At 45.0% G+C, this 23,749-nt stretch carries 22 protein-coding genes; 5 read left to right on the top strand and 17 right to left on the bottom strand.

The genetic code is table 11. The features are described 5' to 3' along the window. Window positions 1–101: 101 nt before the first annotated feature. From L9P87_RS11985 to L9P87_RS11955, 7 genes are all read right to left on the bottom strand, one after another. Window positions 102–875: an enoyl-CoA hydratase-related protein gene (locus tag L9P87_RS11985; RefSeq protein WP_237444989.1), complete on the bottom strand. Its 774-nt coding sequence runs from the start codon at window positions 873–875 to the stop codon at window positions 102–104. Between the two features lie 131 nt (window positions 876–1,006). After that, the gene (locus L9P87_RS11980) at window positions 1,007–2,326 is read right to left on the bottom strand and encodes a Na+/H+ antiporter family protein (protein ID WP_237444988.1); all 1,320 of its coding nucleotides are present in this window, start codon (window positions 2,324–2,326) and stop codon (window positions 1,007–1,009) included. A 117-nt stretch (window positions 2,327–2,443) separates the two neighbouring features. Continuing rightward, the gene (gloA, locus tag L9P87_RS11975) at window positions 2,444–2,836 is read right to left on the bottom strand and encodes a lactoylglutathione lyase (RefSeq protein ID WP_237444987.1); all 393 of its coding nucleotides are present in this window, start codon (window positions 2,834–2,836) and stop codon (window positions 2,444–2,446) included. 61 nt (window positions 2,837–2,897) lie between these two features. Continuing rightward, window positions 2,898–3,326, bottom strand: a complete 429-nt coding sequence (locus tag L9P87_RS11970) for a hypothetical protein (protein ID WP_237444986.1) — start codon at window positions 3,324–3,326, stop codon at window positions 2,898–2,900. A 3-nt stretch (window positions 3,327–3,329) separates the two neighbouring features. Further along, on the bottom strand, window positions 3,330–3,794 hold the full coding sequence (gene rimI / locus L9P87_RS11965) for a ribosomal protein S18-alanine N-acetyltransferase (protein WP_237444985.1): 465 nt from the start codon (window positions 3,792–3,794) through the stop codon (window positions 3,330–3,332). After that, on the bottom strand, window positions 3,794–4,516 hold the full coding sequence (locus L9P87_RS11960; RefSeq protein ID WP_237444984.1) for a hypothetical protein: 723 nt from the start codon (window positions 4,514–4,516) through the stop codon (window positions 3,794–3,796). The genes rimI and L9P87_RS11960 overlap by 1 nt, the downstream gene beginning before the upstream one ends. A 6-nt stretch (window positions 4,517–4,522) precedes the next feature. After that, window positions 4,523–6,073 (bottom strand): 2-isopropylmalate synthase, encoded by a 1,551-nt coding sequence (locus tag L9P87_RS11955; RefSeq protein WP_237444983.1) that lies wholly within the window; start codon window positions 6,071–6,073, stop codon window positions 4,523–4,525. Between the two features lie 489 nt (window positions 6,074–6,562). On the opposite strand from L9P87_RS11955, the gene L9P87_RS11950 reads away from it, so the two are divergent. The 4 genes from L9P87_RS11950 to L9P87_RS11935 all read left to right on the top strand — a co-directional run bounded on the left by L9P87_RS11950 (window position 6,563) and on the right by L9P87_RS11935 (window position 10,431). Then, a complete protein-coding gene (locus tag L9P87_RS11950; RefSeq protein WP_237444982.1) occupies window positions 6,563–6,967 on the top strand; it encodes an META domain-containing protein in 405 nt (134 codons plus the stop codon). Window positions 6,968–7,003: 36 nt separating this feature from the next. Further along, a complete protein-coding gene (locus tag L9P87_RS11945) occupies window positions 7,004–7,759 on the top strand; it encodes an AsmA family protein (RefSeq protein WP_237444981.1) in 756 nt (251 codons plus the stop codon). 172 nt (window positions 7,760–7,931) lie between these two features. Next, window positions 7,932–9,098 carry a hypothetical protein gene (locus L9P87_RS11940; RefSeq protein WP_237444980.1) on the top strand — a complete coding sequence of 389 codons (1,167 nt, stop codon included), beginning with the start codon at window positions 7,932–7,934 and terminating at the stop codon, window positions 9,096–9,098. Window positions 9,099–9,258: 160 nt separating this feature from the next. After that, window positions 9,259–10,431 (top strand): MBOAT family O-acyltransferase, encoded by a 1,173-nt coding sequence (locus L9P87_RS11935; RefSeq protein ID WP_237444979.1) that lies wholly within the window; start codon window positions 9,259–9,261, stop codon window positions 10,429–10,431. Between the two features lie 2 nt (window positions 10,432–10,433). Here the strand turns inward: L9P87_RS11935 and L9P87_RS11930 are convergent, their stop codons facing one another. Genes L9P87_RS11930 through L9P87_RS11920 form a run of 3 tightly spaced genes read right to left on the bottom strand, consistent with a single transcriptional unit; the run spans window position 10,434 to window position 13,166 of the window. Then, complete coding sequence (locus tag L9P87_RS11930; RefSeq protein ID WP_290368507.1) at window positions 10,434–11,342, bottom strand: sulfotransferase family protein; 909 nt, start codon at window positions 11,340–11,342, stop codon at window positions 10,434–10,436. A 16-nt stretch (window positions 11,343–11,358) separates the two neighbouring features. Next, window positions 11,359–11,595 (bottom strand): acyl carrier protein, encoded by a 237-nt coding sequence (locus tag L9P87_RS11925; RefSeq protein WP_237444977.1) that lies wholly within the window; start codon window positions 11,593–11,595, stop codon window positions 11,359–11,361. A gap of 5 nt (window positions 11,596–11,600) precedes the next feature. Further along, entirely contained in the window at window positions 11,601–13,166 is a 1,566-nt protein-coding gene (locus L9P87_RS11920) for an AMP-binding protein (protein ID WP_237444976.1), read from the bottom strand. Window positions 13,167–13,479: 313 nt separating this feature from the next. On the opposite strand from L9P87_RS11920, the gene L9P87_RS11915 reads away from it, so the two are divergent. After that, entirely contained in the window at window positions 13,480–14,619 is a 1,140-nt protein-coding gene (locus tag L9P87_RS11915) for an acyltransferase family protein (RefSeq protein WP_237444975.1), read from the top strand. Window positions 14,620–14,691: 72 nt separating this feature from the next. Here the strand turns inward: L9P87_RS11915 and L9P87_RS11910 are convergent, their stop codons facing one another. The 7 genes from L9P87_RS11910 to L9P87_RS11880 form a co-directional block, all read right to left on the bottom strand. Then, window positions 14,692–16,035, bottom strand: a complete 1,344-nt coding sequence (locus L9P87_RS11910; RefSeq protein ID WP_237444974.1) for a glycosyltransferase family 4 protein — start codon at window positions 16,033–16,035, stop codon at window positions 14,692–14,694. Beyond that, complete coding sequence (locus tag L9P87_RS11905) at window positions 16,028–17,287, bottom strand: ABC transporter ATP-binding protein (RefSeq protein WP_237444973.1); 1,260 nt, start codon at window positions 17,285–17,287, stop codon at window positions 16,028–16,030. The genes L9P87_RS11910 and L9P87_RS11905 overlap by 8 nt, the downstream gene beginning before the upstream one ends. Continuing rightward, window positions 17,287–18,090 (bottom strand): ABC transporter permease, encoded by an 804-nt coding sequence (locus tag L9P87_RS11900; protein ID WP_237444972.1) that lies wholly within the window; start codon window positions 18,088–18,090, stop codon window positions 17,287–17,289. The genes L9P87_RS11905 and L9P87_RS11900 overlap by 1 nt, the downstream gene beginning before the upstream one ends. 131 nt (window positions 18,091–18,221) lie before the next feature. Then, window positions 18,222–19,070, bottom strand: coding sequence for a class I SAM-dependent methyltransferase (locus L9P87_RS11895; protein WP_237444971.1), 849 nt, complete (start codon window positions 19,068–19,070; stop codon window positions 18,222–18,224). Between the two features lie 22 nt (window positions 19,071–19,092). After that, window positions 19,093–20,499 (bottom strand): glycosyltransferase, encoded by a 1,407-nt coding sequence (locus L9P87_RS11890; protein ID WP_237444970.1) that lies wholly within the window; start codon window positions 20,497–20,499, stop codon window positions 19,093–19,095. 49 nt (window positions 20,500–20,548) lie between these two features. After that, on the bottom strand, window positions 20,549–22,240 hold the full coding sequence (locus tag L9P87_RS11885; RefSeq protein ID WP_237444969.1) for a glycosyltransferase family 4 protein: 1,692 nt from the start codon (window positions 22,238–22,240) through the stop codon (window positions 20,549–20,551). A gap of 152 nt (window positions 22,241–22,392) precedes the next feature. Further along, window positions 22,393–23,502 (bottom strand): acyltransferase family protein, encoded by a 1,110-nt coding sequence (locus tag L9P87_RS11880; protein ID WP_237444968.1) that lies wholly within the window; start codon window positions 23,500–23,502, stop codon window positions 22,393–22,395. Window positions 23,503–23,749 lie beyond the last annotated feature (247 nt).

Raw genomic sequence — 23,749 nt, 5'->3', positions numbered from 1 at the left:
TTATATTTTTGAGTTTCACATCCGACCCAAAGTATATACTGGCAACAACAAAAGTTTTACAACTATTAAGCTAAGACTAATCGTTAGTTTTGGATAACCGTTTATTTCCTGAATTGTACGAAGTTAGGTTGACGCCTCTCGAACATCGCCATCAGTGCCTCGGTGTTCTCCGGCGAACCTGTCATGCTATGAAACTGGCGACATTCATGGTCAAAATGCTTTAGAAATGCCTCTTTAATCGGCTCCTTGAGCAGCGCCTTGGTCGCCACCAAAGAACTGACCGGCAGCTGGGCCAGCTGTTGTGCCTTGCTCTCGGCCAATGGCTGCAGTGCATCGCTGGCCACACAGTGACTGGCAAGCCCCAGCTCGACACAACGCTCTCCGCCAAGCCAATCCCCGGTCATCAACACATCGGCCGCTTTGCGGGCCCCGATAATATGGGGCAATAAGAAACTACTGCCCAACTCTGGGCACAAGCCTAAACGGGTAAAGGGAAAAGTCATGCGTAAGTTTTCGCCAACCAAGACAATATCCGCATGCAACGCCAGGGTCGCACCGCCGCCGACCGCGACACCATCGATGGCACAGATCAGCGGTTTAGTCAGTGCAAACAACGAACGCGTGGTGGTTTCAAAGGCTGTGGTATCGACATCGTCGGATGTTGAGGCAAACTCGGCGATATCGGCGCCGGCGGTGAAATTGCCACCGGCTCCGTTAATCAATATTACCGCGACCTCAGGATTACTGTCCGCCTCGTCGATAGACCGCGCCAAACTGAGCCACATGCCCGTATCGATAGCGTTCTTTTTTGCTGGCCGATTAAAAGTCAGCGTTAGCACACCGTTATCCAGCGTATTGAGTAAGCCGTCAGACATTGTCTTTATTCCCGTTGTTATGTATTCAGCGACAACAATGCTACAGCATTTAATGAGCCTGACATAGTACTTGGGCGACAACAAAAAAGGCGCCGAAGCGCCTGTCGTCGAAACGATTACCATTCGACCCACTAGCCAATGGTTATGGCCGCCAACCAGCCGAAGACCAACAACGGGATATTGTAGTGAATAAAGGTGGGGATTACCGTGTCACGTATATGATCGTGCTGACCATCGACGTTCAATCCAGCCGTGGGACCGAGGGTCGAGTCTGACGCTGGTGAGCCCGCGTCACCCAGCGCTCCCGCCGTGCCGACCAAGGCGACAATGGCCAGTGGCGAGAAACCAAGAGCGACGGCGATCGGCACGTAAATCGTGGCGATAATCGGCACGGTAGAGAACGAGGAGCCTATCCCCATGGTAATCACTAAGCCAACAAGCAGCATCACCAAGGCGCCCACAACCTTACTATTACCCACCAAGGCCGCAGACTGCTCGACCAGTGCCGGTACATCGCCGGTATCCTTCAGTACCTGAGCAAAGCCTGCCGCGGCAATCATGATAAAACCGATGGTGGCCATCATCTTCATGCCATCGATAAACAGGCCATCAGACTCACGCCACTTCACCACCCCGGTGCCGGTAAAGAGAATAAAGCCTGCCAATGCACCCAGCACCATCGAATCAAACATCAACTGAACCACAAAGGTCGTCACGATAGCGATCAGAGCCAATAGCAAGACAACTGGCTTCACCTCAGTATGGCCGGCCTCTAATTGCTCGATTGCCGTCATGTCATAGTTACGTTTTTTACGGTAGCTAAAAAAGATAGCAATCAACAGGCCGGCGACCATTCCCATGGCCGGCATCCACATCGCCGACATCACGGATAAGCCTTCGGTATCAAGACCTGCCTGCTGCAAATTACCCAGCAGAATATCGTTCAGATAAATGGCACCAAAGCCCACCGGCAAAAACATATACGTGGTTATCATACCGCCAGCCAAAACACAGGCAACAGCCCGTCTGTCGAGACCAATTTTTGCCATGGTAATCAATAGCGGTGGAACTAGCAGAGGGATAAAAGCAATATGAATGGGTATCAGGTTCTGCGAGGCAATGGCTGCCAGTAACAGCACAAAACAGATCAGGACTTTGCCGCCGAGCTGTTTGCTGTCATCGACACCCACCACGGCAAGGGCTTTTTGCGACAGGAACTGGGGCAAACCCGAGGTCGCTATTGCAGCGGCGAAGGCCCCCAATACGGCGTAACTTAAGGCGACGCTGGCGCCATTGCCAATACCGCTGTTAAAGCTGGCCAACGCGGTGGAGAGTTCCATACCAGAAGCCAAGCCACCGGCTAAGGCGGCGACAATAATCGCAGCAACCACTGGAAACCGAGCCAGACTAAGAGCCAGCATTAATACAACTGCTAAAACAACTGCGTTCACGTGTTTTCCCCCATGCAAGATATCAACCGGCAAGTGTAATTAGTCGGCAAACTTTCTTTTTGCGTTAGATCAATTTTGCACTGATGAGGGCGTAACCGTGGTGAACATTGACACAAATTAATCGCGGCCAGTCAATTGGATTAACTCAATCATGTAGCCATCAGGGTCTTTGACGAAGGCAATCACTGTGCTGCCATGCTGCATCGGACCAGCCTCACGCACCACGTCGCCCCCCTGTTGCTTGATTTTTTCGCAGGCGGCGTAGGCATCGTCAACGCCGATGGCCAAATGACCGAAGCCGTCGCCGAGATCATAGCGGTCGGTGCCCCAGTTATGAGTGAGCTCGATAACGGTATTATCGCTCTCATTACCGTAACCCAAAAATGCCAGGGTGAATTCGCCACCGGGATAATCCTGACGGCGCAGCAGGGTCATTTGAAAGATATCGGTGTAAAAGGCGATCGACTTATCGAGATCGCCGACACGCAACATGGTATGCAGTAGCTTCATAGTGGCTCCACAATGGGAAATTAGGAACAGGGCTACGCGGCACAGCGCACCGCGCCATCAGTCAGTCTTCGTCGTCTTCTGTCGCAGCTTCAGGGTAGAGTGTCAGCGACGACAGAATCTCATTAATCGCCGCATCATCCATGCCTTTATTCGATTCATCACAGGCATAGCTAACCAACATTAAAATAGGGCCGCAGCAAATAAACCAGTCGCGACAGAAGAGATCATCTTCGATATATTCGAAGACGGTGGCGTGATATTCACCACACTTGCTGTCGACACCTTCGATGCCACGTTCAATCAAATCACCACTGAACTCTGCAACATCATCATCGTCAGTCTCGCCACCGCTTTTGATCAGTGTAGAAATACCAATCTCACTGACCCCGTCCTCGTCAGTAATGACAGTTACGTCTTCCTCTAAGTCGACGGCCCACTCTTCTGGGATGTCGAGCGACCACCACTTAGTTTCGTATAATTCAGCTGACATTGGTTAAAGCTCCCGTTTCATAACCAGCGCATCCTCACGCTGACCTTGTAGTTGATAGTAGTTTTTTCTTCGGCCGATTTCTGCAAACTGGCATGCTTGATACAAATGGATAGCGGCTATATTAGAGGCTCTGACCTCCAGAAAACATTGACTCGCATCATTGGCCGCGACTTGCGCCAACATGTTTTGCAATAAGAGCCTGCCATAACCCCGCCCCTGAAAGGCCGGGCTGATGGTGATATTAAGCAAGCTGACCTCATCCAACACCTGGCTATAGACAATATTGCCTATCACCTGCTCAGCCAATACCAGCACCCTGCAACAGTCATGCCCCTGCAGACTGTCAGAGAAATTCTTCAACGACCATGGCGTGGGCGTTGCATGCTTCTCAATGGCAGCCAAAATCGAAAGATCCGCCGCCACCATCGGCCTAATACATGGCTCACCCATGACATCAATATTGATCATTAAGCCGTGTGTCTATTGCGCAGCGGCTGCAGGTTTTTCCACAGCTGAGCCTTGTGGCTGGCATTGGCAAACAAACTGGGCAGGGCGTGCCCATAACAGATAGTGGCTGATTGTTCTGCCATCAGTTTAGGCACAAAATAACGGGCCTGCTTGCCGAGGGCGATAATCGGCTGCTTTGCCGTCACACCGATACGATTAAAAATACCCGTCAGCGCCTGGCTGACCTCGGCTTCACCGCCTTGTAATTGGCGATTGAGCGGCCAATTAAAAGCATCGCTAAAGGTGACCTCACTGCCGCCATCAATTGCCATTAAGACCTCGGCGATAAATTGGCGGCCGTTGTCGAACCACAGCCGACCTTGACGACCTCGGGGAATATCAGCGACGACTGTCATGCCATTATTGGCAACAACAAACATCAGCGCAAAGGCCGCATAGGCCTGCTTAGTTGTCTGCGCGTCAGCATTGATAACAGCCGCTAACGGCTCGGCAACACTCACTAAACGATGTGCCTCGGACGAGGCTTTGGCCTGCTCGTCGCCAACAGGCGACGGCAGCTGAACATCAGTCGCGACTGTAGCACTGAGTGGCTCACTCTGCGGCTGAATCGGTACCGGTATTTCGCAGACGATTGAGGCTTTGGCGGCGGGCAAGATAAAGCGTGGAGCATAACTGCTGACACCCATTGCCTCTAAATAGTGTACCCGCGCCAATTCGTTCATACTGTATTATACGCCCTGGTGTTGTGGGTGTGCTTTCAGCAAGCCTGACTTCATTAGGTTTAATGCATCCAAATAGGCCTCAGCCGAGGCGACAATAATATCGGTGTTTGCCCCCTGACCGTTGACGATATGCCCATTCTTCTCCAGTCGCACGGTGACGCCACCGATAGAGTCAGTGCCCTCGGTAACGGCGTTAACCGTATACAAGGTTAACTCACAACCACTGTTAACAACAGCCTCAATGGCCTTGAAAGCAGCATCAACGGTACCGCTGCCTTCAGCCTCGCTGCTTTTTTCTACGCCTTCAAAGTCATTAATCACCAACTTGGCGGTAGGCTTTTCGCCGGTTTTACTGCTGGCATCTAAATAAACTAACTGGTAGGCGTTGATGACCTCTGTATCGATATTTTCGTTCATCAGCGCGTGTAAATCTTCATCGAAGATCTCGTGCTTTTTGTCGGCTAACTGCTTAAAGCGGGCGAATACTTCGTTGATATCAGCCTGCTCCTCAAAACCGTAACCGAGCTCTTCAAGGCGAGCCTTAAAGGCGGCGCGGCCCGAGTGCTTGCCCAAAACCAGTCGATTGGTATTCCAGCCGACAGATTCCGCACTCATGATCTCATAGGTCTCGCGGTGTTTGAGCACACCGTCCTGATGAATACCGGATTCGTGTGCAAAGGCGTTAGCCCCCACGATCGCCTTGTTAGGTTGAACCGGGAAGCCAGTAATCGATGACACCAAACGTGAAGTCGGAACGATTTGGGTTGTATCGATATTGGTTTGCACATTAAAGAGATCGTGGCGGGTCTTTATCGCCATCACCAGCTCTTCCAATGAGGCATTACCAGCGCGCTCACCTAAGCCATTGATGGTACATTCGACCTGACGAGCACCCTGCATGACTGCAGAGAGTGAGTTCGCCACTGCCAAACCTAAGTCATTATGACAATGGACAGAGAAAATCGCCTTATCTGAGTTTGGTATATTCGCGATCAAACGCCCCATGGTATCGCCATACTGGTTTGGCTCACCGTATCCGACAGTATCGGGAATATTAATCGTGGTTGCGCCAGCATCAATGACTCGCTCGATAATTCGACACATGAAGTCAAACTCGGTGCGGCTGGCATCCTCGCAGGAGAACTCAATATTATCGGTATAACGTGAGGCACGCTTGATGGCGTCGACAGCACGCTCAACCACGGCATCCGGCTCCATCCGAAGTTTATACTTCATATGAATCGGTGAAGTGGCTATAAAGGTATGAATGCGACCAGAATTAGCTGGCGCAATAGCCTCACCGGCGGCATCTATATCTGCATCATTAGCACGAGCCAGGCTACAAATCGTTGAGTCCTTAACCGCCTCGGCCACCGCCTTAACGGCGGCGAAATCGCCCGGGCTGGCAATGGCAAATCCAGCCTCGATTACATCGACACGCATCTTTTCCAGCATCTTGGCGATATGCACCTTTTCATCACGCGTCATCGACGCGCCCGGGCTCTGCTCTCCATCACGTAACGTGGTATCAAAAATGATTAGCTGGTCTTTACTCATGACTCTCTCCAACACACTGGTATCCAAGAAATAGCAGCGTTCAAAATTAGTTGACCAAGGAATCAAACAGCGCCCATTAGCTGGCTTGCTGTCCGGTTGTTAATCTTAGTCCAGAATGCCGCAATAGTATCGCTAACCCCCTTATCTAGCAACCATTGCAAGCCGCAACGAGTGGCTTTATGCTATTTAAAACAAGGAGAAAAACATGTCACTGAGCGCCGCAAAATGACAACAACCAACCGACTGACTGCTCGAAGGCCGTCGATAGTCCGCCGCGAGATACAAGTGGGTATTTTTTTCGACGAAATTACCGGCCTGAGTGCGTCTATTCTTGCCAATACGTCGGTACGATGGGTCGCATGATGCCAACAACTGCGCGCCGAAAGAGAACCTACTATCAACTGTCGGAGTATCGACTTCTACTCATCACAGTGCCATGCTATAAAACGCTGCCAAAGCATTTACTACTCATAACATAAGGATACCATTATGAAAAAGCTGATTCTTGCTGCCGTTATCGCCAGCACCGCCGCCTGCTCACAAATCGACAGCCTGATGGGCACTGACAGCCTCGTCGGCAAATGGGACATCGAAAGCATCAACAACGAGGCCGTCAATGCTGACAGCAAAGCCTTTATAGAATTCGGTGAGGATGGCAAAATTCACGGCAACTCCAGCTGCAACAACTTTACCGGCGGCTTCGACCTAGAGAAAATGGGCCTCTCCTTCGGCCCTATCGCCGGCACGCGCAAACTGTGTGATGATGCAGCCAACTTACAAGAAACCAAGCTGCTGCAAACACTGCCCAACGTTTCGGGCTACGGCATCGAAGACGGTGGTTTGGTTCTGAAAGACGCCGAAGGCAATGCTGTTGTTAAGGCCAGCCGCCAATAAACCGATTGTTAACTCATTGAAAGCGTAATCGTTATTATGAGCACTAAAAAATATACCGCTATTTTAGCCATCATTGCGATTGCGCTTCTAGCCATCTACCTAACCATTAGCATGAGTGACAAAAACGCCCTCATCAAGGCGCAGATCGAAAACCAACTCAGCGAAGCCTTAGATACAGAGGTCAGTTTAAAAAGTGTCAATGTTAGCCTCCATGATGGCAGAGGTCAGATCGAACAGTTTCACATTCGCAACCCACAGGACTATAACAGTGAATACGCTCTGACTATCGCCGATATCAGCGTTCAACTCAATATAAAATCCCTGGCCAGCGATGTGCGGATCATTGATAACATTACCATTTACGGGGCCAAGTTTACTGTTGAGCAACTTGAAGGGCTGCAAACCAACATCACCGACCTACGTCAAAATGTTATAAATAACAAACAACAGCCACGCGACAGCATAGACCTGCCTGATCAGACCACTGCATTAGTACCGACAGAGCAATCATCGGAAGCCAAGTACGCCATCCGTCGTATCACCCTAACAAACACCCTTGTCAGCATTATTTCAGAGGATTTCGGCAACAGTGATCTGGTCATCGCTGACATTTCACTAACCAACATGGGATCGGCTCAAAAAGGCCTAACAGCACAACAACTTAGTGGCGCTGTCTTTAACAAGCTACTGAAGAATGTTAACAATCAGGCTGAGGACAAGGTGAAAGATGATGCGCTGGATAAACTGCAGAAGTCTATTAGCAAGGGGTTGGATAAGTGGTTGGGGGGATAATTATTCTTATCAAAAAACCTTATCACTGAAATAGTAAGCCTTAAAAAGTAGAGTCTTCTGTAGCTTTTTCATGCACTCCTCCTAAATTCAAGCAGCCAGATAGATTCTCAACCGCACTATTTAAGCGATTACAATATCGTAGTTCTAGTGTAATATTCAGCTTTTTTATTTGATGATGGACATAATTATAAAACCTCTAAAGAATGCGGCCTTCCTATGTGGGCTGACTACCGCCAGCAAGACGTCTTTAATATTCGCTATTCTAACGTGCTGCTTATCATGGGGCTGGCTAATCAACCTCTACAGCATTAGCAATATTAAAGCTGGTGGTCGACACATCCAGTCTGCACATTACGATATTATCGGCCAATCAAGTAGACGCCTAGCGCTATTAAGCGATTTACCCGGCGACAAGCCATTGATTATTTATGGTGCCTCTTCTTCTGCTGCATCAGCTATAACAAGTCCATCAGAAATTAGCAATATACTGCATAATCAAGGACTTGATTATGAAGTAGTCGGTTTTTTCTCGGCCGGGCAAACAATATGGGAAATAGAGTCCGCAGCCAGACATATCAGCCCTAAAAGGGAAAAGATATTGCTCCTCCCTGTCAACATGGTCCAGCTTCAGAAAGGTGCATCTGCGCTAACTAAGTCCGCGCTAACTAAACGTATTCTCTACACGAATACATCAATTTGGCACGATATTCTAGATGCCGAATCCGTGAAACATGCTCCTTCATTATATTTCACAGCTTTTGACAACTTAGCATACATTGCTAAGCGTAAACGCTCCCTCATTAGGCAATACTACACCCCCCCCATAAAACTAAATGGTTGGTACCATACAAAAATATCAGATGCTGAGTGGAGTGAATTAGCAAAAACATGGGGCGACCCCGACTACATCGCCGTCCCTCCCAAAAAAAGATACCTTGGACCCGTCGAAGTAAGAAACCTGGCCGCCTACACGGGCCTAACTCGAATCAAAAAGCTCCATAACAATGTCGACGAAGCAGAAGAAATATTAGTCCGATCAATCAAGCGAATGCAGGCTACAGGCATAGAGGTTATAACTATCGACACTCCTATTGACGCCGAATCCATGGCCCGTAATATGAGCCAGCAAGAGGTCGATGAAATATTAAGTGAAATAAGGGTAAGGCAGCTTAGCATTGCCAACAGAACTGATAGCAAATTTATTCAAGTAGCACCAACTGCCGATCTAGATACATCGAATTTTTTAGACTGGGTCCATATAGCAAAAGACTCAGGTAAACAGCGCTACACCGAAGCCCTTTCCAAAGCATTAGGCGACTTACTCCATGAACGACAGTAACACAAAAGTTATAACCAAAAAAAGATCATACGTTTTTTATATTGGCGCAATACTTCAAGGGGTCGTACTAGGTGCGTTACTTGCGATAGCTATATTCGAATTGACCAACCTTTCCGCCAACACCGAAATTTTCCGCTATCAAGGATTTTAAAAAACTCAGATGATTAATACTTTTGAATTTTGGTTAGCTCTATTTTTAGGTGCCTGCGTATATTGGCTCATACCTCTAAATAAACGAACATGGTTTTTATCGACGCTATCTGCAGCCTATATTTGTTACTTGGACACTGTTTCGGGGCTTAGTTTAATACTCGCCAGCGGAGCGCTAAAAACATTACTCGATTATCAGGGGGCCAACAGCCGAGTTTTAATCCCAATTCGCTGGATAGTTATCGGGTTGACAATATGGTTGGCGGCCTTTAAAGCGTTACCGGTTATCTTGGAAAATATCTTTAACGAGAGCATGTTTGCCAACTTAGCGGTACCTATAGGCATTAGTTATTACGTTTTCAGGTTGATTCATTATTGCGTGGAGCGCAATCGCGGTCATTTTAGCGAACTGTCTTATGCGGAGTATTATTCATGGCTACTATTATTTCCCATCTTCACCGCTGGCCCAATCGAGCAGCTTGAACATTTCCGCAAACAGAAAAGTGATACTTACCACTCAATTTTTGTAGTGGAAGGTTTGACGCGTATATTTCACGGACTGATAAAAAAGTTTGTCTTTGCAGACCTCATAGTTAGGCAGTACTTAATGAATGGCGCGACTGTCACTAGCACGCTAGAAAACTTAAGCACAATTAGCACCGCGGAAGCCTGGGTTTTCTTTATATTACTTTTTGTCTACTTCTACCTCGAATTCGCCGCCTACTCTGATATCGCAATCGGCGGCAGTCGACTCTTTGGCGTTAAGATTGTTGAGAATTTCAACTGGCCTATACTGGCGAAAAATATGTCAGAATTTTGGAAACGATGGCATATGTCTCTCGCTGCATTCTGCCAGCGTTATGTTTATATGCCCATCATAGCCAGGACCAGAAACCCGTATTATGCAATTCTATTTACGTTCCTAACCATGGGACTATGGCATGCTGTCAATATAAACTACATTCTTTGGGGGCTTTTCCACGGGGCGGGTGTTGCGACCGTTTTAACCTGGAATAAATTTAAGCGTCAGCGTGGATGGCCGAGCCAGCTTCCTGGCCCACTGGCCTACCTAGGTATTCCCGTAACACTGGCCTACGTGAGTTTTGGCGGGGTCTTCGCTGGCACCAATGGCATGGGGGTAGCACCAGCCTTGAGCCTAGCAGCAAAGCTCTTAGGGCTTTGAATTTACAACTTACTCTTCGCTGAGTTCAGCGCTAATGCCAACTCATAACGGCGCTGAGCTAGCTGCGGTGAATCGTCCCAGGCAGAAACGACCTCTTTATAACCAAATTTTGTTAACGTAGCATTCGCTACTTTTGCCATCTGCGATAATGCATAGGGGTGACACGATTTCCAACGATCAATACTCCCTCTATCAATTGAGTTTTTACTGAACGCCTTCCAGTCACTCAAGCCAATGGCTCCTTTCGTATTTAGTGCATGTTCAACGAGATCAGGCGAGGACTCAACAGATAAATACTCTAGTATTGAATCAACCGTCTCAGATGGTTTGTCAACAAGGTCTTCGTAGCGTACAAGCAAGGTTTGAGCAGGTCTCTCAGCACATAAGCGCATGATAGATTGATTAATATCAACCCATGCATGCGTATAAGCCAACAGAGGCTGCTGATGCTTTTTTATATAGTCGTGGAAGTTTAATACATGGGACCCGCTCTTTTGGCAAAACTCCTCAACACTAAGAGCAACATCAAGTCCGTGCCGGACGATGCAGATATACTTAATTTCATCTCCGCATATTTTCTGGATATCATCGACATGAAAGCCATTGAATGCATCTTTTTCTAGCCATATCGGCTTACCCTCTTTCTCCGCATACTCATCCATAAACGAAAAAACAAAGTCTCTCAGCCGCTTGTAAGTCACCTCTTCAGAAACTCCCATATGCGCCAACCCTGCCTTAGCACCCAGTTCAACGCCTACGCCGGTTGTTTCTGAAGAGAGAAAATTAGCGGCCCCTCGCAGCAATCCCGTTTCTCCTGGGCTGGCTATATCAGAATGTGCACCCAGAATTCTACGCAACAATGTTGTGCCCGAACGTGGACTCCCTAACAATACTACCCCTGAGACTCCCATCAACATTTAACCTGTATTATTTTGACTTTTCGCAAAATGAAATTATTGCAGAGATAGAATCTAAGTTCTCCAATGTTATATCACTTGCATCAATACTGATCCCTGCTTTTTGCTCGATAAACAGGATTAGCTCAACCATTAAAAAAGAATCCAACAAGCCAGACGAAAACAGCGCTGTGTCCACCTCTATAGAGGAGTTATCAACACCAGACTGTGCAATATAAGTTCTTATATCTGAAGCTTCTATAACCATTACATCTATTCTCCCAACGAGTTTTTCAACATTAATCTATCCACTTTACCATTTGTATTTAGCGGGAACTCACTAACTAAACGTATATCTTTAGGCAGCATATATTTAGGTAGGTTTGCTTGCAATACCGTTGCTATTTCATCCTCACTCGAGTCATCACTGACGTCAACAAACGCAACCAACCCCTCCACAAACCCCTCTTTAATTGGCCATGGGATTACAACAACCTGATTACAGCTAATATTATTGCGAATGGAAGCCTCGATATCACCTAGCTCTATTCTATGCCCATGATACTTAATCTGCTGATCCATCCGAGCCAGCCAACGAAGCACACCATCGGTGGATTTTATTGCCACATCACCAGTGCGATAAAACTTTTCGTCCCTGCCATTAACACGGCAGAGGGCGTTATTTGTTTTTTCCTCATCACGCCAATAACCAAATTTATCAGTCGCATAACCGCTGATCACAAGCTCGCCTTTCTCCCCCGCTGCGAGTTCATCACCGTTTTCATCAACTATGAGCGCGGTAACACCTCTATGGGGGGTCCCTATAGGAACTATAGCGTTATCTGACACCGGGTCTGAGGCATTCCAAGGGTGTATTAAGCAGGTCACTGTCAACTCTGTAGGGCCGTATATATTCTCAATACGAGCATTCGGAACAGTTCCGCTCCACGTCAACACTAAGTCCTGCGGTAATGCCTCACCGCAGAACAGACTGATACGAATATCTTCAAACACATTTAAACTCAGCTGCCTTAGCTTTCGCATCAAAACGACCATGGAAGGCACTAATAAAGTAACTGTAACCTTCTTCTCCACCAAAAATGCGGCGGGAAACAACATATCCTTCTTCGCAGGTACACATAAGGTTGCGCCGGACTTCCACGTGATAAATTGATCAAAAACAGATAGGTCAAATGTTAGCTCAGTCATTTGAGCAACCCGATCATAGGGCGTTAGCTGGTAGCGATCAAACATATAATCGATATATCTAGAAATACTACCGTGGGTTACCTTTACTCCCTTGGGTACTCCAGTACTGCCTGAGGTATATAACACATAGGCTAAGGAATCCTCAGGGATATTTGGCACATCAAAATGTTTGCAAGATGAGCAGCCTAGTATTACCTCAATGTCAAAGTTCTCAGGAACTTGAATATTAGAAGTAGAGCCTATCACGATAATTTTATTAACACTGGGGTAAAGCTCAGGGGCGGTAGATAGCAATTCAAATCCAGAGCGGTCAACAACTACGGTTGAACTGTTCGTTTGATTGATGATTGATGCAATCCTAGATATAGGGAAGGCCAAATTCAAAGGGACATAAGCACTGCCACTCATTAGCACGCCCAATATACCGGAATACGCATCAACCCCCTTTTCCGCGAGCACTGGCGTTAACACCTGGTCATTTGCTAATGCTTTACTCAGTTCTTTTGCGACAGAGCTGCTACGGATATACAGTTCATCATAACTATAATCACCGGACGCAGCCGATATAGCAGTTTGGTTAGGGTTTTTTTCAACCGAAGCGAGAAAACCCTCTAAAAGACCGTATTGCATTAAAATTCTCGTTATAAACATTGTTCGAGGAAGAGCACTTTAAACACATAGTATCAGATTATTTACAACGAGAAACTGCTCGTATGCTATTAACCAATATTATGGCTTACGACCTCCGCAATTAACGCTCATAACCGTCACGATTAAAACCGAGCGAAACAAGCCTACTTATACAACAAAGCAGTAAACAACGCTGGACAATAGTGACCTCGTTTATTTGATCGCCAATACTGCATCTACAAAGAAAAATCATAGGTAGCTCAGTGAATTTTGAGTGTGTTACTATAACGATAAAAGAATAGAACTTGGTACTATGAAAAGAAGAATTAATGATATAGAAGTCCTGCGAGCAATTGCCATCATTCTCGTACTCATTGAGCATACTCAACACTCACTAGTCACGTGGCAAGCTCCTTTTACTGAAAGAGTTTACACCTACCTCGGCGGTTGGGCGGGGGTTGACTTGTTTTTTGCAATTTCAGGGTTTGTCATAGCAACAAGCTTACTGCCGCAACTAGCAAATTCTGATGGGATTAACACTAAGCTTAACACCAGCATCTCATTTTGGGTAAGACGTTTTTGGAGGCTGACACCCTCTGCATGGCTCTGGTTAGCCATTATTCTGCTAGCCTCTATTATATTTAATTCTTCCGGGGCCTTCCACTCATTCCGTGCAAACTTTGAAGGTGCTATCACCGCCATGCTTAATGTTGCAAATTTACACGTAGCATTTTCTTATGGCAGACATGATTTAGGGGTAACATCGCCATACTGGAGCCTATCTCTGGAGGAACAGTTTTACTTCTTCCTACCTTTACTCGCTATTCTGACGAAAAGATGGCTACCAATAGTGCTATCAATAATTATATTTATTCAGCTCCTATCAACTAGAGGCGATCTTTTTAGCAACCTCCTAAGAACAGACGCACTACTATTGGGTGTTTTGATCGCCATGTGGAAACCTAGCAAGACTTACCCTTTATTCGCCCCTACATTTCTTGAAAAAAATAGTGCCAAGGCTGTATTTTTGTCTTTTCTAATATTGGCGCTCGCAGTAGTCGGCTCTGAAAGCCTCAATATGATTCACCACAGAATAAGTGTGGTGGCGATTATCTCAGCAACGCTAGTCTTAATAGCCTCTTATGACCAAAATTACTTTTCTATCATCGGCCCGATAAACAAGCTATTGCTCTGGATTGGCTCGCGCTCTTATGCTTTATACCTCTCCCACGTTCCTGTGTATGCAGCAACAAGAGAAATATGGTTTCGATTAGAACCTGCAGGTACAAATTTCGATCATAGTTATCTTCTAAAATATGGACTGACAGCCATCATCTTACTCGTTGTCTGCAGCGAGCTTAACTATCGACTGATTGAAACACCTTTTAGAAAGAAAGGTGCCAGGATAGCCAAGTCTATTCAGCATAAGAGCACGCCTATACCTCCACAATAAATGGCACAAGTATTCAAAGACACGAAATCTTGCCTAGGTAGGGGCATTAGCTGTGTCGGTACTCGGCCCATATTATTGGGTCTCCTTTAACTTTGAGATTAGATGCGAGACAAATTGCTGTGTTGACTGCCGCCAAGACAGCCATTTCCCATCCATAACCCCTTCTGCAGGAAACACACCTGAGCTTTCATAGTCACATATTATTCTGGCAAGGCTGCTAGGACTATACAGATCACAGTACGAAAAGTTATTGCCGCCAACTTCTTTGAACACAGGAATGTCGCTGCATATAACCCGTAAATTTCTCTGAGAAGCCTCAACCAACGGCAATCCAAAGCCCTCTACATATGAAGTGAATACGAGAGATTTTGATTCATTATATGTATACAACAACTCGTCATCAGTCAAATCGTTAAACATAAAAAGACGGGTATTATATTCAGGGTGATTTCTAATTCTGTCTATTAGATGCTTACACTTCCAGCCTACTTTCCCAACAATACACAACCTAACATCAACACCTTGCTGCCATAGAAGTTCAAAAGCATCCAATTGGTAAGCGTGATTTTTCCTAGGTTCAATCGTACTTACCGTGCTGTAAACTGACGCACTTCTTACGAAGATAGATTTAAGGCTATTACGAACCTCGCCGTCTCCCACGACCTCATCAAGATCTGATCCCAAATAAAAACTCGAAAACCAACGTTGCTCAACCTGCCTCTGGCTTAACCTCTCAGCGATACTTAACTGCACCTGCTCTTTAATCGTATTAGAGATGCACATATAGCCATCCGCTTTATTCGCAATCCAGCTAAACCAGTTCTCAAATACGTCAACAAGGTGCTCATCACAAAATTGAGGGTGGGTCAGCGGAATCAAATCATATATCACTGACACCAATGAAACCCCCTGTTTTTTTAACGCCTCAATATGTGGAAAGAAATCTCCGTGCCAAGATGAATCAAGTAATACTAAAACATCTCCTTTTGCGGGGTATAAAGGCAGTGCACGCTTGGGTTCAAGATGATTTTCAGATATGTAATTCACGAGTTTTAAAGGTAATGAAAAGGACAAACCTACAGCTCTCATCACAAGATACAATAATCGTCGAGAGACCAGTGATTGCGAAAATGGAATATGCTCTGATAAAACACCAAAGTAGTGCCAATAACGATGCCTAACCTTGGTAAGAAAGCTTTGGAGTTTTTTGACAAGGCTGTCTGTAGAGCTGACATCAAGATTAACAACTTGATAAAGTTCAGCACCCTTAAAAGCCACGGGTATCAGTTCGTAATCGTAACTTTCAATTTCATTCAAGTTATTAATAACGTTACGGACAACTCGCTGGATTCCAGACTTCATTTTCGGGTTTTCAAATACATATGTGCACTCAATTAGTAATCGTACCTTACTCATCTCTGACACCTATTCTTTCAACATTGTGCTGTAGACGTCGAATACTCGCCTCAACATCCATCCAAGCCAGCCCAACAAACTGTTCTTTATTAGTATTAACTACAGAAAAAACCATTGCTCGATCACGCCATTCAAATGTTTTATCAAGATGAGAATCCGAGCGAGTCAATGCGATTGATATTGAGTAATTACCCATACCAAAATTCCCATCGAATAAAAATGAAACATCAAGTTCCTCGCCAGCCTGAAGATCTTTTTCAAGTTTATCTAGTCGACCCGTATTAATGCCGTATACGGTCTGCCCCAGACTATCCTTGATCATAAATCCAACTACTAATGAACTGACAGTCTCATTTATGATGATTTTTAACTTTAGATTGACAGGTTCACAAACTTCAATTAACGACTTAGCAATGCCCGACTGATCCAGTAATTCTATCGATTGAAGGCTGACCTCACCGCTACCTGAGGTCGTTTGTACGCTCCCATCCTGTAAAATTTTCTGTTTAATCAGCTCCCCTTCCCTTTCAGACATAAGCGCGTGGTAATAGTCCATTACCTCCTCAGGAAATCCTGATTTCTCAACACCACCGTTATGCAGTAGGATGGCTCGATCACAAATAGACTGAATAGCAGTCCTATCATGACTCACAATCAGCAATGTGGTTCCTGCTTCCCTAAACTCCCTAATTCTTGCAAAGCTTTTATGCTGGAAGTATGCATCGCCGACAGATAAAGCCTCGTCCACAATCAAAATATCTGGTCTTAACGCTGTTGCCACACTAAATGCTAACCTGACTTGCATACCGCTTGAATAGGTTCTTACTGGGTCGTCAATATATCGACCTATTTCTGCAAACTCCTCAATATGCGGCATTAACTTTGCTATTTCCTGCATTGACAGGCCAAGTAGTTGACCTGCCATAAAGGCATTTTGCCGACCAGTAAAGTCCGGGTGAAAACCCATTCCTAGCTCTAATAATGCAGCGACTCGCCCCTCAACCTCAACACTACCCTCTGAAGCAACAGTGGTTCCTGTTATCAGTTTTAAAAGCGTGCTCTTACCTGCCCCGTTAACGCCTGCAATACCAATCGCTTCGCCTGCTCCTATTTCAAAGCTTACCCCCCTAAGCACCCAGCTTGCTTGATGTCTAGGAGGCGCCCAGAAAAATAACCACTCCCGCAAGCGAGACCATGGCGTGGCGTAGCGCTTATAAGCTTTTCCTAAATTCTTTACTGTAATTGAGCCCATTAGAGTTCATCCACCATTTCACCACCCCGCCGCTTAAAAAGCATCAGCGCGATTACAAAAAGTCCGATAGCGACCAATAACGGCATAATCAGTGTATCCAGGCTTGGCCAACGATTGAAAACGAATATATCCTGATATCCCGCTATAATATGCGTCATCGGGTTAAGCAAGATAAACTGCTTAACCACGTCGGGAAGAATAGAAATTGGGTAAACGATAGGTGTGAACCAAAACCAAAACTGCATTAAAATTCCGCTAAGCTGCCCTACATCCCTAAAAAAAACATTTAGAACCCCTAAAATCACGCCGAGGGAAACCGCCAGCAGCAATTGCAGCATTAATAGTGGCAGCAAGGCAAACAAACTAAAATTAGGCCACAAACCTGATAGCATCAGAAAAATGAAAAATAGAAACATCACAATACAAAAGTTAAGCAAACTGCTTGAAACAATAATAATAGGTAAACACAAACGTGGAAAGCTCAGTTTCTTTAACATATTTGCATTATCAATAAACATAGTTCGGCAGCGATTGATAACCTCGGCGAAAACTCCCCAGGTTAATACACCGGAACAAATGTAAATGCCGTATGCAAAACTGTTGTCAACACCTTCTAACCGCGCCTGCATGAGACTCGTAAAAATCACAACATATATAACAATTGTTGATAGCGGTGTTAATATACTCCACAGTATTCCCAATAATGAGCCGTTACGGTATTTCGCATCAAACTCCCTGCGTACACTACCCCTGATAAAGCCCCGGTATGAAATCAACGATTGAATTTGTGCATTAACTTTCATGTCTTACTCTTTTACCATTTAGAAAGCAGATAACTGTATACCCTACTCTGCATTCAAAGAAAATACTGACTAGAGGTCTCTGCTTCAACATTAAAATAGTCATGGCCAGCCGTCTTAGGCGAGTATGATTACTACGGCTTTCTTGCGACAATAGCCTGACTCTTTGGCATAAAGCCGTCTAAAATAGACTTTATCTTTTCACCATCCTCTAGTGATAACAAGTGTTCCCATGTCTTAGTCCAGTTTGCAAGCAGCGGATGAGGCGGCTCACTGCCTAACTCTTGCTTACAACCCCAAAAAAAGACCCACCACATCGACCAATAAAATCCGTAGCTCTCTACTTTTTCTATCACTAAACCCGATGCCTCGACCATATTGATAAATTCGTCTCGTTCGATGATACGCACATGGTTTGGCTTTTCGAAATAAGACTGCGGTGCCAAGCCCTCTGCCTGTAGATGCTCTGCAACAGGATCTGGCACAGTCAATAAATATTGAGCTCCTGACTTCCCAACTCTCACCAATTCGGCTAAAAATGCTTGAGGATCATCAACATGTTCCATAACTTCCATCGCAATAACTTTACTGGCAATACAATCATCGAGGGGTAAAGGGTTTGCGTCGCTGACTATTGGCGTAAGACTCTTTGCATTCGTGCCAGTTAATTTTCTTTCTGTGACGGCAACATTATCTGCGTCTATGTCTGCAAACATGATATCTGCACCACGCTCAGCACAAAATTCCAAAAATGGGCTATCACCACAGCCTACATCTAGAACAACATCGTCTTCCGATATAGGGAAACCTTTAAATAGCTCATCATTATCACTATTAAACCAACCGCTTAATAAGGTATCTTGAAAAATAGGGGGAAAATCCGGCTCTGTCGATTGAACCGGCTCTGTAGTCGCCGCTGAAGAAGCAGTTTCTTGAAAGCGAGACACTAACCATAGACCTATACGAACCAATAACTTTTTCATTGTTTCACCTAAATACACTCTATTATGATTTTTGAATACTATTGTGGCCACGAATTTTAAAAAGAGCCTTAAAAGCCAAAAGCAAGGAGACACTGACCTTTCTACGCAAGCCCAAAGCGGAAACCAGCTGCCAACACATGCTATATAATGGCTTTAATAATCGCTGTCTAACGCGGCTGTATGCGTGTGCATTAATACGTTCACAATCAGCAACAACTATTCTCATTTGAGCCTCAGCGACCCGGAGAGAACAATGCGAACGCAAATCTTCAGTAGCTTTTTCCGAGCGCCTTGCATAGGCCTTTGAGTCAGTTACTGCTTCTATATAACTTGCATGATAGCTTGCCACTAGGCTCTCCCAATCGATCCTACGTCGAAAAGCTCTTAACAAGAGCCTTGGGTCGTGTGGCCAATGGATCCATTCATTGCTCGACTTAATAACAAAACTATTTTCGTGATTAATGTAGTCCTCCATGCCACTGTGGTCCGGAGCGACGGCAGGCTTACCCGCAGACATAAACTCCATTAACGGTAAGCATTGCCCCTCTCCATAAGCAGAATTGACAACATAAGTTGTCGCAGAAATTAATCCTGCGTAATCTGAATCAGATAAATAACCTTGTATAAGAACAACACGACATGCAAAGGGCATGAGTTTCGGCAACTCACCTGCTACCTCCCGAAAGCAAAAATCAGGGTCTGCATGGGTGAGCTTTAACACTAGTGTCGCGCCCGACTCACCTCTATGCGCCCAACAAAATGCATCCAGTAAATCCTGCCAATTCTTACGAGCATCGTTTGGGTTAAATACAGATGTGTAAACCACACCAGATAAGCTAAGTGAGTTAATGCTTTTCGGCTGCCCTGCCCCCCTCATATCTTCTTCTAAATTGGCACTATCTACCATCCAGCCATCAAAAGTAATCGTGAGCGGTTGAATCAAAAAAGAGGATGACTCTTTATTGGAATATTGACGAAACTCATCCCAAAGTGGCGCAGGTATACTTTTGATAGGATAATCACCCCCAACCGCAGACCTAACGGCCCTACATGTATGCTCAGAATGCGTGATCGAGATGCCATATTTAAGAAGCTCAGCAGCCCAGTTGTTTTTCTCATCACCACCCCACATTTCATTTGGAATCGTACTGTACTCCCACGCAAACACAGGAATTGTAGGGCAAAGCAAGTTATTAACTGTCTTATGTGGAGGAGTAAAACTTAAAAAAACACAACTCTCACCCATGCGAGACGCCCAGCGATAGATAGAATCGACCTCTGGATGAACCTTGTCGACCAGAAGAACTGGTCCTATACGCTCTAGCATTGGTTTAAACTGTTGCATAACAAAGAAATAGCTGTAATCCGTCAGCCCAAGCGATGACGCAATAGACCCTCGACTCGACTCAGCATAAACGATAAAAATCATAGATAAAGCTCCAGTCTATACACGCCTAAGTCAACGAAATATCCTTTTATCACAATAATTTCACCTGTTTCAAAAAGATCTCTAGCTTCGCCTTAATAAGAGAAGACGCTGTATATTTTTTTACATTTTCCTGTGATGCCAAACATTTTCTTTCGTATCTTGAGCGATCGGTTGTTGCACAAGAGTAACTATTTTCGAACTGCTCTACCAGTGACTCCCAATTCACCCTATAACTTGTTGCTCTCTTTAGCAGCCTTGGATCATGCGGCCATATAGATGGCTCTTTTGACGAGGCCACGACGAACGAGGACTTTTCATCTATATAATCGGCCATGGCAGTATGCTCCGGAGCTATGGCAGGTACACCCGAAGCCATAAATTCCAAGAGGGGTAAACAAAGCCCTTCCGCGGACGAGGCGTTAACATAGTAACTGGTATTTTCAATCAATTTTCTGAAACTATTGTCCTGCAGAAATCCATGTACTGCTATAACCCGGCATCGAACATTACCAATTTGCTGGAGTAAAAAATGCAACCGCCCCATCATCGAAGACAAGTGTTGATGTGTCACCTTCAGAATAAGCGTTGCTTTTTCATTTTCGGAAAAAACATAGCAAAAGGCTCTAACAATATCTTCCCAGTTTTTTCTTGCGTCGGCGGGGTTAAAAACTGTGGTATAGATTAGCCCGCTCACATCGAGAGAAACCGTATGATTGCAGGGTTGATCTGTAACCCGCCTGTCCCCCGAGCGATCAAGGATAACGAGTGACTCTAAGCCAATAGCCATCGATCGAGCATCAAAATCATACCCTGGGGGCGTCAAGTCCAAACCGACAAAACGGATAATATTGCTGGGGGGCACATCGTTAAAATCTAAGTGATATTCTGTGCTTTCTGCTGATAGAGTAAAGCCCTCTACAACACCACCTATGTTAAGTGAAATTTCCTTACCGACAGAAGCACCAAAGCCTCTTGCGCGAAAACTGACCTCAATATCACCACTTATCTTTGCCTGCAAAAAAAGCCAAGGTGTTTCCATCCTTGACCATGTCCCCCAGCCCTCCGCATGGTAAAAGCCACCCAAGAAAGCGCTGTCGGTATGTTCATGATCAAAAACAAACTGTAATGGTTTTCCGCTCCACGGCTCCAGTTTAAAATTTAATGTCCCACAATCAATTTCAAATTTTTCTTCTGTAATAGCGTAGGCATGGCTATCAATAACATTTCCCTCGACATCCAATTTCAGGCTTCGCTCTGTAGCCAAAACGCTATTTTCCGGCAGTTCAGCAGCATAACTATCCCAAACAGGCACCGCGATATCACTCACATGATAATCTGCCCCCATTTCCTTCCTAACAACTTCGCGAGTGTGCGACGATAGGCAGATCAAACCTATATGGCGATCCAGCACATACCGCCAATCATTTCGCTTATCCCCATCCCAGCTTTCATTCGGGATAGTATCAAACTCCCACGCGAGTACACAGAATGCCTTCAACGGGTAGACATCAGGTGCAACATGTGGAGGACAAAAGAAAACGACCACGCAATCAACACCGTTAGCTGTTGATAATTCATAATTTGTTGCAATTTCTTCTTTTGAATGTACTGTTACAATCTCACCAAATTCAGAAAATACGTCTTTGAACTCTTTGTAGACAAAATAGTAGCTATATTCCGGCATACCTAGACTATGTTTGACATTTCTTTCATTAACTTTTGTATAGAGTAAGAACTTCATTTTGAACTCATTTTAATATCGCTACTGTTTAAGCCGTCATCATAATGCAAAGATTTGTAAACAACAGGTAGCCCCAACAAGTGAGACTTCGTAGGCTTGTAAATTATCTAGAATATAATCACTCGAGTGGGCTAATATCAACTCAGTTACCGCTAGCGACGAAACCTTTTCTCAACATGCTGAAAGGTAAACTCACTACATATAAGCACGCCTATCAACCCAAGCACTAAAACTACTAAGTTCTCCATTCGTCCATCTAAATGAGGAAAACCAACACCCCATGTAGCTTTAAAAAGTATAAAAACAATCATATGCGAAAGGTAAATCGAATACGATCTAGAACCAAAATAACTCAGAATACGACTATTTTTTGCCCATCTACCAAACATGCCTATATCGAATGTAGCTAAGAATACGATAAGGGCAGATATTGCTGCCACCATACTTAAGCCATATATTTCAGCTGTTGCAGCTGGACTCAGTATTACCGAAGTCCACCAGAACAATGATAATAATAGTCCGTATGATAAGAGCCTAATTAAAAACTTATTATTATGGATAAAAATTGAAAGCGTTGAATATTTTTTGCTAATAGAGAAAAGGCCTATAAGCACGCCCCAACATAAGCCGTCAACTCTAAAGTGCCAGCCATACGACAAAAAGGGCCTTTTAACAAAGAAAAGACCGATTATGATAATAATAGCACTTGCTAACAATACTCTTCTGGGTAGAAATAAAAACAGCAAAGGATAAATGAAGTAAAACTGCTCCTCAAGCGACAAGCTCCAATAGTGGCTGTTCAAATAGAAAAAGCTAAAACATCCAGAGCTGCTTGTATCTTCAATACAATACGACGAGTATAAGTTCATAACATTCATCATAGAAGCAACTATTGGCTGCAGCGTGTTAACAAAGTTCCGCTCTGGCCCAAATGGGTACCCCATAAAGTAGACGTAGATAGAGATCAGTACCAACCAAAACCATGCCGCGGGCAACAATCTATATGCTCGTTTTAGCCAGAAATCTGCCAGTACTTTTTTACTTGATCTATTTCCCCTGGCATAAACCCTTGTAAGCAAACTCCTTGTAATAACAAAGCCCGAAACAACAAAAAATAGGTCAACCCCTACAGTGAAGTTAAACGTAGAGTTTATACGCATTAGTAATGACGAGGGATTAGGCAGGAGCATAATCACATGAGCCAAGATTGTTGCCCCTATTGCCACTGCTCGCAAAACCTCGATATCACGATTTTTATCCAAGAATCACCCGATACAACAACAGATTTATTTTGTCATTCAGTCTAACAAAAGCCTCGCTTTCGTACTAACGTTTAATGGTTGGCTCATTGTATCTATCACCTATTGTGATGCGACATATAAAAACCCCAGCCATAAAAAAACCCCGTAAGCGTTAGCTTACGGGGTCTTAGAATAAAAGCCTGACGATGACCTACTCTCACATGGGGAAACCCCACACTACCATCGGCGAGGAATCGTTTCACTACTG

Origin of the sequence: Sinobacterium norvegicum (assembly GCF_923077115.1) — a bacterium.
Lineage (GTDB): Bacteria > Pseudomonadota > Gammaproteobacteria > Pseudomonadales > Sinobacteriaceae > Sinobacterium > Sinobacterium norvegicum.
This window is presented reverse-complemented; position numbering and strand designations above follow the sequence as displayed.